Consider the following 13,479-nt stretch of genomic DNA (forward strand, 5'->3'; position numbering starts at 1 on the left):
AAGCCCAAGAGATACTGGCTCTCTTGGGCTTTTGTGCGTAGATGTACTCGCGATGTTAAGTGCAAACGGGGTTACTGACTACTTACCACCAGGTTCTGCAAAACGAGTCATCCAATCCTTCACTTGGCCGTACCAATAAATCGAGTTATTTGGCTTCAGCACCCAGTGATTCTCATCAGGGAAGTAAATCATTCGCGACTCAACACCTTTGGTTTGCAAAGTACGGAATAACTCAAACCCTTGCCCTACTGGCACTCGTTGGTCTAACTGACCGTGGATAACCAATGTTGGCGTATCAAAATTGGCTGCGCCATAGTGAGGTGATATAGATTTATAAATTTCAGGTTTTTCCCAAAAACTACCAAAACGCGTACTGTGTACCGCGAAATCAGCCGCCATTTGTGAGTACATGTTATACACCGCTGCATGGATAAATAGCGCGTTAAAAGGATTATCTTTTTGTCCCAAAATAATCGAACTTAAGTAACCACCATAACTGCCACCACCAGCGACTAAACGTTCGCTATCAATCCAGTCTTTGCTCTTAAACCAATCCGTGGCTTTGTAGATATCCTCGAGCGACTTGTTCTTCCAATCAGGGTTAATACTGTCAGTAAATTTCTGGCCGAAACTGCCTGAGCCGTGGAAATTGGGCCATGCGGTCACGTAACCCCAAGACGAGAACGTCTGCGCATTCCAACGGTAATGGAAACTGTCTGAAATCGCGCCATGAGGACCACCGTGGATCAACATCATCAGTGGGTATTTTTTGGTTTTATCAAATCCCGGCGGGTAGTGCACCCACATCTGGATATCATCTCCGTTATAACCTTTATAAGTCACCGACTCATAAGTCCCCATGTCCACATTGGCCAACACATCATCGTTAAAGCTATCTAAACGCGTTATTTTTCCATTGCGGGAGTCAATTTTCACCACCCGTGCGGGATGTAAAAAACTTTGATTGGCTGCAACCAAAGTACCGTCTTTGGCGATAGAGGGTTTGCCAAAATCGGTATTGTTGGTGACTTGTCTCACTTTGCCATTTTTAGCATTGATGTAATAAATGCGGTTTGTGGCTGCATCGGCTATTGAGGCATAAAACCCCTTACTATCTGGCGTCCAGAGATATTTAGAAACAGATTCGGTCCCAATCTTTGGTCACTACACGTTCGCTACGTTTGTCCATATCGAACAACACCAAGCTCGAAGTGTCACCGTAGAAGCCATGAATTAATTGGCGGGTAAAGGCAAGTGTTTTACCATCGGGACTAAATTTAGGTTCACGATCAGGAGCTTGATTGTTCGGGGTTAAATTTTCATATTTTCCGCTACCGATTTCAGCCAGAAATACATCAACTTTAGGGTCAACTTGGTTAGCGGAGCCGTTTGAGTTAAAAGCAATCCAACGTTCGCTTGGGTCGATATCGTAGCTGCCAGCATTTTGTGAAGAACGTGGCAATTGCTTTTTCAGTGGCAGGGTAACGGCTTCAACGTCTCCGCCTTTGGCCGAAATACGAAAAACATGTGCGTCTCTTTCTTCATCAATCCAATGGTCAAAGTGTGAATAAGGCAACGCGTTCCACTGGTGGGCGGTGACCTTGTCGTCTTTATCTGCTTTGAGCTGTTCGGTCATTTGCTCCCAGTCTTTGCCTGGGAAAATACGGCTAATGAAGTAAATGTGCTCACCAACCCACTTGATGCCATGAACGCCACCGGGAACCTCAGTTAAGCGTTGCGCTTCGCCCGGTCCATTCATTGGTAGTAAGTAGATTTGCCCTGCTTCATCTTTGTCACGTTTACTGATAAAAGCTAAGGTTTTTCCGTCTGGAGAAAACACAGGCTCGCTAGCGCGTAACCCTTTTGCTGTAAGAGCACGCTGACCTGAGCCATCTTTTGCAAACGACCATAGCTGAGTCGTGCCTTTATCTTCTGGTATGTCGTACTCAGTGACGGCAGCAATAATATGATCGCCTTGGGGTGAAACAATCGGACTACCGATACGCTTGAGTTGCCAAAGCACCTCTGCCGATAATGTTTTGGTTTGCTCTGCAAAAGCTGACGCCATTGGCATCAACAAACACAGTATTAGAATCCCTACTTTTTTCACGAGAGCTTCTCCTTCATTCAGAATGAGTTCGTAGTCAATTTATGAGTTGATGTGCAACAGCGTTTGGCAGGGTGACAACCGTTCGTTCCCATTCAAAAACCAACACATACTGGCGCTTCAGTATAGCGACCAAAGCCCGCTAAAAGATAGGAATAACAACGGACTGTAGCAGCTGTTTACAAATTAATTGTTTTGAATAATAAAGCCGGCAATAAAGGCAGCAGGACTTGGGCGTGATATTAAAAGTAAAAAATAACAATGTTTGCTTCAAATGGTATTGGCTCGTGGTAATTTTTGTTTGGCGATAAACTTGATCACCCAATGCATGAATGCTACCCGCGCCAAGCTAATCTATTGTGTTAATTGATTTTTTCAAGAAGCCCACGCCTCCCCGACTTATCATAACCAAAAGGGCTAAATGAGACGCTACAAAAATAATACGAATCGGTGATAACTCTATTCGATATTTTTAGACTAACTTTAATAATAAGGTTTCTCTCAACAACACAACACCAATCTATTCACATAAAAATAGGGATATAGTTATGCGTAAAATACTGTTTATAATGATTATTTATTTAATACAAGGATGTGGTTCACTCGCAAATACTTATCTCCCTGATGCTGTTATGGCCGATAACGATGAGGATATTCCCTATTTTAATGATAATAGCGAAATAATCTTAAGCGTTAACGACATAGCAACTCTCAACAGTAATAGTGCTAAACGTAAAGCATTTATAGCTCAAGCAATATTAAGTTCCGACAAAAAGTGTATCCAACATCAGGCAAACATTATCAGCAATGCCAATTCTTGGAATGTAGGTATGGGGAGTTTATCTATGCTATTAACAGGCACTGCTGCCGTTATTAGCCATGCCCAAACTGCTGCAGAGTTAGCCGCGGCTGCAACCGCTGTTACCGGTATTCAATCAATGGCAAATGAAGAAATTTATGCCAATGCAATGGGAACCGCCATCATCAGAGCGATAGATGTAAGCAGAGCTAAATCATTAGCGATTATTGATCAGAAAATATTAACTGAAAGCACAGACAGTGCAAAAGTTTATACGACTGAAAATGCTTTAGTCGATATTCAAAGATATCATTCGCAATGCTCATTGATGGCTGGGTTAGTTGAAATAACAAAGGCTTTGGAACAGAGAAAATTGTCGACTCACGAGGTTTTACTTAAGAAAAAACAACTTGAAGCAAACATAAATGCGTATACGGCTCAATTAGTTGCTCAAAATAACGCTTTCACTCCGACGCAAGCAGATACTGACAAACAGAAGAAAGATCTTTCTGAAATGAATGAACGATTAAAAGCACTTGTACTTCAGAGTGTTGAATCACCTGAATAATACTGACTGTAGTGGTCAGATAAAATTGACCACGCTTTTAGTGCCGCATGTCATCAGTGCAAAAAGCCTAAGCAAACACCTGGATTTCGGCTCAAAAGCATTGCCGGAAAGACAGTTTTTTAGACATTCCTGATGTAGAGAAAACAAAAAAGCGACCTTTCGGTCGCTTTTTAATGCTAAAACTTCAAATGAAGCTAACTATTACATAATTGCGTCGCTGGCGAAGCTACTCTTTACATAAGCAGCTCTGCGGCAGGCGAACCGAAGGCTCTAGCGCGGAGTTGACTGGTGTCAATGAACACTGGAGCCGAGGTTCAACGCCGTAATAGCGAGACTAAGCAGCAATTATTCGTAGTCACTGAGTGGGACGCACGAACACATCAAGTTTCGGTCGCCATAAACATCATCAATACGGTTCACCGTTGGCCAAAACTTATTTGCTTTAACCGCTGCCGTTGGGAACACGGCCACTTCACGACTGTACGGGCGTGAGTCAAACTCGGTGTCCATAATGTCTGCTAGCGTGTGCGGTGCATTGTGCAGTGGGTTGTTGTCTACTGGCCACTCACCGGCTTCTACCTTGGCGATTTCGCCGCGAATCGAAATCATGGCTTCGATGAAGCGGTCTAGCTCAACCTTAGACTCTGATTCGGTTGGCTCAATCATCAAGGTGCCCGCAACAGGGAAGCTCATGGTTGGCGCGTGGAAACCATAGTCGTTTAGACGCTTTGCGATGTCCATTTCAGTCACGCCTGATGCTTCTTTTAGCGGGCGTAAATCGATAATGCATTCATGGGCGACGCGATCATTTCGACCAGTGAATAATACTGGGTAATGGGCTGATAACTTTTTCATGATGTAGTTAGCGTTTAGCAAGGCCGTTTGGGTTGATTGCTTAATGCCTTTAGTGCCTAACAGCTTAATGTACATCCAGCTGATTGGCAGGATGCTCGCACTACCGTAAGGTGCGGCAGATACCGCGCCGTTATGGTCGCTTTCGCGGCCAGGCTTAACCACTACGTGGCCGGCAACAAATGGCGCAAGGTGCTTTTTAATACCAATAGAGCCCATACCTGAACCACCGCCGCCATGCGGAATAGCAAAGGTTTTGTGCAAGTTTAAGTGCGATACGTCGGCGCCAATAAAGCCTGGTGATGTTAAACCAACCTGTGCGTTCATGTTGGCGCCGTCTAGGTACACTTGGCCGCCATATTGATGGACGATTTCGCATACTTCACGGATTGATTCTTCGTACACACCGTGGGTCGATGGGTAGGTGATCATGATGCACGATAAGCTGTCAGCTAACTCTGACGCTTTTGCGCGTAAGTCTTCTAAATCAACGTTACCTTGTTTGTCACAAGCAGTTACCACCACTTTCATGCCGGCAAGTTGTGCCGATGCTGGGTTGGTGCCGTGAGCAGATTGCGGGATTAAGCAAATGTTACGATGTGCATCGCCGCGAGACTCGTGGTATTTCTTAATGGCGAGCAAGCCTGCGTATTCGCCTTGTGCACCTGAGTTTGGTTGAATACACACGGCATCGTAACCAGTAATTTTTACTAAAAACTCAGATAACTCATTAATTAACTTCGTGTAACCTTGTGCCTGTTCGAGCGGGCAGAATGGGTGCATGTTGGCAAATTCTGGCCAGCTCACAGGTAGCATTTCTACGGCGGCGTTAAGCTTCATGGTGCATGAGCCTAACGAAATCATTGAGTGGTTTAGGGCTAAATCTTTGTTTTCGAGACGCTTAATATAACGCATCATCTCGGTTTCGCTCTGGTAGCGATTAAACGTTGGGTGAGTTAATACTGCATCTTGACGCTCGAGCGCCTGCGGAATTGACTGGCTGCCATTCGCAACGATGTCGGCATCGAGAGCAGCTACGTCTAAACCATGACCTGCACCTAAAATCACCTCAAACAATACCGCGATGTCTTCACGAATGGTGGTTTCATCTAGGCTGATACCTACTAAGCCATCGGCATCGACACGTAAGTTAATTTGTGCGGCTAATGCACGGGCATTAATGGCTGCAACATCAACATCTTTAAGGGTGATAGTGTCAAACCAGGTGTTGTTAACTAGGTTAACGCCTTTAGCTTGTAAGCCCGCCGCTAAAATATCCGTTAAACGGTTAATGCGTGATGCTATGGTTTTTAAGCCTTGTGCATCATGGAATACTGCATAAAACGAGGCCATGTTGGCTAATAAAATCTGCGCGGTACAAATGTTTGAGTTAGCTTTTTCGCGGCGAATATGTTGTTCGCGCGTTTGCATGGCCATACGTAAGGCTTTGTTACCACGGGTGTCTTTAGACACACCAATAATACGACCTGGCATTGAGCGTTTGTGTTCGTCACGGGCAACAAAGAAGGCAGCATGTGATTCGCCGTATCCCATTGGTACACCAAAACGTTGCGCACTACCAAATACCACGTCTGCGCCCATTGCGCCCGGCGACTTAAGTAATAATAGCGACATGATGTCGGCAGCAACGGTGACAACCACTTTGTTGTCACGTAATGTGGCAAACAGTTCTGAGTAATCGGTAATTTGGCCGTAGCGGTTACTGTACTGGAATAACGCGCCAAACAGTTCGTAGTTTACGGCTTCATTGGCTGGTAGCAACAACCACTTCAAACCCAAAGCATTCTGCACGGGTTTTCACTACGTCTAGGGTTTGCGGAAATACGTCGTCTGCCACAAAGAAGATGTTGGCTTTTTTGGCTTTAGACACGCGCTTAGCCAGCGCCATGGCTTCTGCAGCTGCGGTGGCTTCGTCTAGTAATGACGCTGATGCAAGGTCAAGACCGGTTAGAGTCCATCGACACTTGTTGGAAGTTTAAAATGGCTTCAAGACGACCTTGAGCGATTTCAGGCTGGTATGGCGTGTACGCGGTGTACCAACCTGGGTTTTCAAACACGTTACGCAAAATGACATTAGGTACTTGCACGCCGTAATAGCCCATACCGATATAGCTTTTAAACACTTTGTTTTGATCTGCTATGTTACGGATATAAGCGATACCTTCGGCTTCGCCGCATGAATCACCAATAGTGAGGTCTTGCGGAAGAAGAATTTTACCAGGTACCGTTTGAGCGGTGAGATCGTCGAGTGACTCAGCACCAACAAAGTTGAGCATATCTTGCTGTTGCTCTGCATTTGGGCCGATGTGACGAGTCAGGAAAAGTTCGTGCTGTTCTAGTTGTGTCAGGGTTTGCTTGGTCATGATAAACCTTGTTCCAAATTGACCAGTTAAGGCGGTAGGGCACAGAACTGGAAAAGGGTGAAAACGTATAATACGTGTCTAACCCGTTAAGGGTTTATATGCAGCACAATTGCCCTTGGCTTATCGCTGCCAAAGGTGCAATAACGCGGCAATTGCCAGTCTCTTTCGCTAAACGGTAAAGTTACATAGCAAAGAAGCTCCCTAGGGAGCTTCCTGTGGTTGGCGATTATTCTTCGTCAATCACTTCTTGATAACCGTCTGCATCAAGTAATGCATCAACGTCTGATTCATCAGATGGCATTACACGAAAGAACCAACCGTCGCCGTAAGCGTCGCTGTTGACTAACTCTGGAGAGTCTTCTAATGCTTCATTTACGGCAATCACGTCACCAGAAATAGGTGCATAGATGTCTGATGCGGCTTTAACAGATTCAGCCACTGCACAGTCTTCACCAGCAGTTACTGTGTCGCCTACTTCTGGTAATTCGACAAATACCATATCGCCAAGAAGCTCTTGAGCATGCTCAGTGATACCTACTGTGTAGCTACCGTCTGCTTCTTTACGGATCCATTCGTGCGAAGATGCATATTTCAAGTCTGCTGGAATTGTGCTCATTGTTGTTGTTCCTTAATCTGATGTTCTAGTTCTTAATCAATAAATTCTTTTGGGGTAAACGACAACCCGACTTTAGTGAAAAGTGTGCTGCGATGTTTGATCCATTTTGAATGTCAGCGCTGTTGATAATAATCAATATTTGCTGACAAGCAAACGTTGTAAACATGCAATTACTTTACATTAAAAGGCTTGTTTACCGTTACGCACAAAACTCGGGGCGATAACTTTAACCGCAACACGCTTTTTACGCATTTCAACTTCGGCTGTTGCACCCACGCCTGCAGGCACACGAGCCATTGCAATTGAGTAACCTAGGGTTGGCGAAAACGAACCGCTAGTAATAACACCTTGATGCTCTACGCCGTTTGCGTCGGTGAAAAACACCGCCATGTCGTGGCGTAACACACCCTTTTGTTCCATAACTAGGCCAACTAATTTATCTGTGCCAGCAGCTTTGATTGCAGTAAGTGCCTCGCGGCCAATAAAGTTACGATCGCTTGGCTCCCATGCCACGGTCCAACCCATGTTGGCGGCTAATGGATTAATTGACTCATCCATGTCTTGACCGTAAAGGTTCATGCCTGCTTCTAAACGTAAGGTGTCGCGTGCACCTAGGCCACATGGCTTAACACCTGTGTCTAATAATGCTTGCCATAAGGCTTCGGCTTCGGCTTCTGGAACAATGATTTCGTAGCCTGCTTCGCCGGTGTAACCGGTTGTGGCAATAAATAGGCTGCCTGATTGCACACCAAAAAATGGTTTCATGCCGTCTACGGCTGCGTTTTGGTCGGCGCTGAATACCTGTGCGGCTTTGGCTTTAGCGTTAGAGTCTTGAACTGCAATCATGGCAAGCTCTGGGCGCTCGGTAACCACAACATCAAACGCAGCGGCTTGTTTGTTGATCCATGCTAAGTCTTTGTCGCGTGTGGCTGAGTTAACCACAACACGGTAATGGGTGTCGGTGAGGTAATAGGTAATAAGGTCGTCGATGATGCCAGCGCTTTCGTCTAGCATGCCACCGTAAAGGGCTTTGCCTGGTACGGTGAGTTTGGCAACATCGTTAGCAAGTAACTTACGTAAAAAGGCACAAGCCTCGCTGCCGGTTACGTCAACGACGGTCATGTGCGATACGTCGAACATGCCCGCATCTTGACGCACTGCATGGTGTTCTTCGATTTGAGAGCCGTAATTAATTGGCATTTCCCAACCGTGAAAATCAACCATTTTGGCTTTTGATTCTAAATGCTTGTTAAAAAGTACAGTTTTGCTAGCCATTATTATCCCTTTTTTTGAGGCCTTTCATATGTAGGTCTTTGATAAAATGCGCTGAAAATTATACTCCGCAGACTTGTTTTGTATACAAAAAAATTTTCTAATCCGAGCGTAATCGCATTAGTTTAGCTAATCCATTGTTGTTATTTTTGTTACACATGCTTTTTACAATAAAATGACTGATTTAACTGTATTGTCTGATATTAAACAAGTTTCTATATTAGCTAAGGTGAAATTGGCTCACGACAAAGTTTAGGTAATGTCATTTTATTACCTATTGCCTGTCTGATGAACACTGTTTTCAGCCCAGCAACATTATCAACTAGGGTCAGACCGATATCGCGAATGGCTTTTTTAAGTGGATTGCTGCCGGCAAACAGTCTTTTGAAGCCTTCCATGGTGGCAATCATCTCCATGGCGTCGGCTTTACGCCAACGTTCAAGTGCCCGTAAATGGCTATATTCGCCTAAATCTTTGCCTTGTTCGTGCAGTTCACTAAAGGTGTCGACAATGCAGGCAGCGTCTAAAAAACCAAGGTTTACGCCTTGGCCGGCAAGCGGATGAATGGTATGTGCAGCATCACCTGCTAAGACCAAACGATGGCGAGCAAAGTGACGCGCATAACGCATGCGCAGTGGGAATGATTGGCGCTCGCTTTCAACCTGACACACTCCTAAACGGCCATCGAGTGCCGCAGTTAATGCCTTGCCAAATTCAACATCATCTAGGGCTTGCAGGTGTTCAGCTTGTTCCGGTGACACTGACCATACGATTGAGCATAAGTTATCTTCATACAGCGGTAACATGGCTAATGGGCCGCCGGGTAAAAAGGCTTGTCTGGCGGTAGCATCATGAGCGAGTTCAGTGCGCACGGTTGCCACTATGGCGTGGTGGCCGTAGTCCCAAAATGTTAATGGAATACTACATTGTTGGCGTACCCACGAATTGGCACCGTCTGCGGCGACCACAACGGCGGCACTGACGTTATCGCCATTAGCAAGTGTGAGCCAGGCTTCGCGCTCGCCAAAGGCGACACGCTCGAGACGCTGGCCTTCAAGGTGGGTTAGATTGCTGATTTCGCTGGCGCGTTTGGCCAGCGCGAAGCTAATGGCGTCGTTCTCAATAATCGAACCCAAATAGGTTTCACTAATGCTGTGAGCATCAAATTCAATTTTGCCTAAGCCATCTTTGTCCCACACTGACATTTTTTGATATGGGCTAATGCGGCTGTCGTCGAGGTATTGCCATGCACCAAGGTTTTCCAGCAGTTGCTGGCTAGCTTTGTTAATGGCGCTAACGCGTAATTTAGGCTCACCACTGACGGCTTGGGTTGTGCCTGCGTCGATCACCACCACTTTAAGGTCTGCATTAGCTAAACCAATGGCGGTTGCAAGCCCGACCATACCCCCGCCAACAATGGCTACATCATATGTTTGGGTTGAAAACATGGACAATCCTTAGCATAAAAAGAGTTAGCGCCAACCCATTGCGGTTTGGGCAACGGGACGCTTTAATGGCGGCAGCCACGACAATAACCGGAGGCCAATACTACGCCCGGCAACTAACGGCCAATATTGATTAGAAAAACCGCGGACTAAAAATTCGATGTTACCCAAGGTGCTGTCGCGATCTTGTTGGCGAGCAGCCAAATACTGATGTACTAACGCACTACTACCCACATCAACTGCACCTTGTTGTGTAAACGCTTGCTCTATCACATCTAACAAGCCCACCACATCACGCAGGCCAAGGTTAAAACCTTGTCCTGCAATAGGGTGCAAGGTTTGTGCAGCATTACCAACAAACACACAACGGTGATATATCGGCCTTGCCATGTAAGACAAGGTAAGCGGATAACTGACACGTTGGCCAACATCAACAAACCGGCCGACTCTATGGCCAAAGGCGAGTTGTAATGCGGCTAAAAATTCGCTTTTATCGGCATTTTTTAAATCATCCGCTTGCGCTGGCGGCAATGCCCACACTAGCGAATAACGCGACAGCCCTTTGATAGATTCTTTTAATTGCGCTGACGGCTCTTTTAATTGGGTTAAGGACTCTTTGGCTTGCATCGTTGATGTTGCCATGTTTTGCATAGGCAGTAATGCAAGTGGCTCGTTTGGGTAAAGCGCTCATACGCCCAATGTTGATGAGGTTGATTGGTGGTAACATTAGCAACGATGGCCGTTTGTTGAAAATCGACTTGCTCTGTGGTTTGGCCTAAATGCTGACGTACCACTGAGTGTGCACCGTCTGCGGCCACCAGCAATTGACAATGCAGCTGACTGCCGTCATCTAACGACAACATATGGCCATCTTGTTGTGCCTGTAAATCGGTGACTTTAGCGGGGCAATATACTTGTACTGACGACTTAGCCAGTTCATCAAACAATACGCTTCCGACTTTAGCCAGTTCAACCACCTGACCTAGCGCGTCTAAGCCTAATGGCTTAGCATTTAGCTCGGTCATACCAAAGTGGCCGCGATCAGACACATGGATATTTTCAATTGGCGTGCCTAAATGTTTGAGCTTTGGCCAAATACCTAGACGGCTTAACTCAAAAATAGAGCCATGCGCAATCGCAATGGAGCGAGCATCGAACCCAGGATGTTTATTGTCAGCAACATGGGCTTCAATTAAGGCAATACGAAGCGGACGAGCCAAAGTGGTAGATAACTTGGCTAACCCTAAGGCTAATGTTGCTCCCGCCATCGCACCACCGACAATAGCAATGTCGACGGCTTGAGCTTGAGTTGAATTGTGTACTGTGGTCATACGCTGCGCCGCGGCTAATACCGATAAAAATTAATGAATAGTTGATGATTTGTCGGTGTCATTTAATGGCATGTCTAGGCCAAACTCTGAGTAGCATAAAATGGCCGACATTCTGACAAACTCTTGCAGTTCAATATATGCAGTTTCTGACTCATCATCATCACCAACATCAAACTCAACCTGGGCGATTTCAGCTAAGTCTTTAATCACTTCACGTACATCAGGTGATGCTTTTGCCAGTTCTGGCTGAATAATAGCGATGCCAGTTAAAAAGCTTTGGATCCATAGTGCTAACGCTTCAACACGTTGACTCAGTGAAACTTCTTCTTCTGGCAATAATAAGGTAAAGCCAAATTCAAAATCAGCCAAACGGGCTACAGTGTCTTGATAAAGCTCAGTAATTAAATGCTGTAAATTATGTTCTAAGGCTTGGCCGTCGTTCATTAGCTCAACCAATGGTTTTAGCCACGCCATATGGTCTTGTTTTACGCCACCACAAATTAGCCCAACAAGTGCGCCGTGCACTTCTACGGGGTGCTGACCAATTTCGGCCGCATCTAAGGCTTGTTTAAGTTTTTCGATACATAACGAAGGTGGGGTTGCCATGGTTTTTTCCTAATAGCGCGATATCAGTCTCAATGCTAGCAGAGTTACTATGATGCTCCAAATACTAGCGCGAGTTGTGCTCAAATTTGTGAATAGTAATGCCAATCTGCATCAGTGATTGCAGGCGATTTGTTCACTCAAACAGCAAATAGTTAAAAACCCTTGTTGTTGCCTTGCGCTTTTAAATTCAGCCCTATATAGTTCGCGAACTGACTAAGGGATCTGAGGCGACATTATGAGTAACAGTGCTGTTGAAATTACCCTTTTGGGACGCACCTACTCTATCGCATGTCCAAAAGGACGAGAAGATGCCCTACGGACTGTGGCCAGAGAAGTTGAAAGCCAACTGACCACTTTAAAGTCGCGTACTAACAATTTAAGCCGTGAAGAATTAGCCATTATGGCGGCACTGAACATTGGCAATGAATTGTTTGAAGAAAAACAAAAAAATAAGCAATATATGGCGCAAATGGACGAGCGTATTTCGTTATTACAAGCAACATTAGAAACATCGTTGGTTGAACGAAGCCGCAAGGATGACTAAACTAAGAATTCAGGATTAAGTTAAACATGACTTAATTCTACCCTGTTTTGCTCCCTGGGATATGCGCGAGTTGGCTATGTCCCTGTGCCGATACTTACAAACCCAGGGTGAATGCTTTTGTTGACATTGTGCATGCTCGGCTCGTACCGAGAAGCCTTAGGAAATGAACGTTTACCCGCCTTGAACCTACGGTTCAAGGGCTACGCCGGCAGCGGTATTTTGGGGAGCATCCTAATTTTATGACCATCACACGTTTTATGACTAACACAGACAACCGTCCGGTTACGTCAACCTCTTCGGCAAGTATTAGCTATTTTGCCAGCCCTTCTGAGTTACAAGAGCCGCTGTTTGATAGTACCAACATGAGCCGCGATAATATTCGCCGCCATGTTAGGCAAGAGCGCAACAGTTTATCCACTGAAGAACAAAGCCAATTATCATTAATCGCTAGTAGGCATATGCTGGCTGAAATCCAGACACAATCAGCACAACATGTGGCAGTGTATTTAACCCATGACGGCGAATTAGCCACGCAAAAATTGATTGATGCGCTGTGGGAATTAAACATCAATGTTTATTTGCCGCTTATCCATCCATTTTGTAAAGGCCATTTGTTGTTTGTGCGTTATACACGTGACTCGGTGATGGTTAAAAACCAATACGGTATTAGCGAACCTAAACTCAATGTGCAGCATGTGATCACCGTTGAGCAACTCGATATGATTATCACGCCTATGGTGGCATTTGATGCACATGGAAACCGGATGGGAATGGGCGGTGGCTACTACGACCGCACTTTGTCGCAAGTGGTAAACAACAAACCGTTAGCCGTTGGTTTTGCCCACGACTGTCAAGAAGTGAGTCAGGTGCCTACCGACTTTTGGGATGTGCCATTGCCAGTGATTATTACCCCAACGAGACGATTAGCTATTTAAAATAGCTACCTATTCGTAAT

7 protein-coding genes, 1 other RNA gene and 3 pseudogenes are annotated in these 13,479 nt (G+C 45.4%); 4 read left to right on the forward strand and 7 right to left on the reverse strand.

Translation table 11 applies throughout. The features are described 5' to 3' along the window. Nucleotides 1–78: 78 nt before the first annotated feature. Nucleotides 79–2,110, reverse strand: a pseudogene (locus N4T56_RS15705) (prolyl oligopeptidase family serine peptidase). Nucleotides 2,111–2,655: 545 nt separating this feature from the next. On the opposite strand from N4T56_RS15705, the gene N4T56_RS15710 reads away from it, so the two are divergent. Next, complete coding sequence (locus tag N4T56_RS15710; protein WP_261733897.1) at nucleotides 2,656–3,474, forward strand: hypothetical protein; 819 nt, start codon at nucleotides 2,656–2,658, stop codon at nucleotides 3,472–3,474. A 345-nt stretch (nucleotides 3,475–3,819) separates the two neighbouring features. Here the strand turns inward: N4T56_RS15710 and gcvP are convergent. The 6 genes and pseudogenes from gcvP to N4T56_RS15740 all read right to left on the reverse strand — a co-directional run bounded on the left by gcvP (nucleotide 3,820) and on the right by N4T56_RS15740 (nucleotide 11,980). After that, nucleotides 3,820–6,710, reverse strand: a pseudogene (gene gcvP / locus N4T56_RS15715) (aminomethyl-transferring glycine dehydrogenase). A gap of 226 nt (nucleotides 6,711–6,936) precedes the next feature. After that, a complete protein-coding gene (gene gcvH, locus N4T56_RS15720; protein WP_188922482.1) occupies nucleotides 6,937–7,326 on the reverse strand; it encodes a glycine cleavage system protein GcvH in 390 nt (129 codons plus the stop codon). 180 nt (nucleotides 7,327–7,506) lie between these two features. After that, nucleotides 7,507–8,601, reverse strand: coding sequence for a glycine cleavage system aminomethyltransferase GcvT (gene gcvT / locus N4T56_RS15725; RefSeq protein WP_261733898.1), 1,095 nt, complete (start codon nucleotides 8,599–8,601; stop codon nucleotides 7,507–7,509). Nucleotides 8,602–8,822: 221 nt separating this feature from the next. Beyond that, nucleotides 8,823–10,046, reverse strand: coding sequence for an FAD-dependent oxidoreductase (locus N4T56_RS15730; protein WP_261733899.1), 1,224 nt, complete (start codon nucleotides 10,044–10,046; stop codon nucleotides 8,823–8,825). 24 nt (nucleotides 10,047–10,070) lie between these two features. Further along, nucleotides 10,071–11,374: pseudogene (ubiH, locus tag N4T56_RS15735) on the reverse strand (2-octaprenyl-6-methoxyphenyl hydroxylase). Between the two features lie 30 nt (nucleotides 11,375–11,404). Then, nucleotides 11,405–11,980 carry a UPF0149 family protein gene (locus tag N4T56_RS15740; protein WP_261733900.1) on the reverse strand — a complete coding sequence of 192 codons (576 nt, stop codon included), beginning with the start codon at nucleotides 11,978–11,980 and terminating at the stop codon, nucleotides 11,405–11,407. A gap of 235 nt (nucleotides 11,981–12,215) precedes the next feature. On the opposite strand from N4T56_RS15740, the gene N4T56_RS15745 reads away from it, so the two are divergent. From N4T56_RS15745 to N4T56_RS15755, 3 genes are all read left to right on the forward strand, one after another. Continuing rightward, the gene (locus tag N4T56_RS15745) at nucleotides 12,216–12,524 is read left to right on the forward strand and encodes a cell division protein ZapA (protein WP_188922472.1); all 309 of its coding nucleotides are present in this window, start codon (nucleotides 12,216–12,218) and stop codon (nucleotides 12,522–12,524) included. A gap of 48 nt (nucleotides 12,525–12,572) precedes the next feature. Further along, a non-coding RNA gene (ssrS, locus tag N4T56_RS15750) (6S RNA) lies at nucleotides 12,573–12,754 on the forward strand. Between the two features lie 9 nt (nucleotides 12,755–12,763). Further along, entirely contained in the window at nucleotides 12,764–13,459 is a 696-nt protein-coding gene (locus N4T56_RS15755) for a 5-formyltetrahydrofolate cyclo-ligase (RefSeq protein WP_261733901.1), read from the forward strand. Nucleotides 13,460–13,479: the final 20 nt, after the last annotated feature.

Origin of the sequence: Shewanella phaeophyticola (assembly GCF_025398315.1) — a bacterium.
Classification (GTDB): domain Bacteria; phylum Pseudomonadota; class Gammaproteobacteria; order Enterobacterales; family Shewanellaceae; genus Shewanella; species Shewanella phaeophyticola.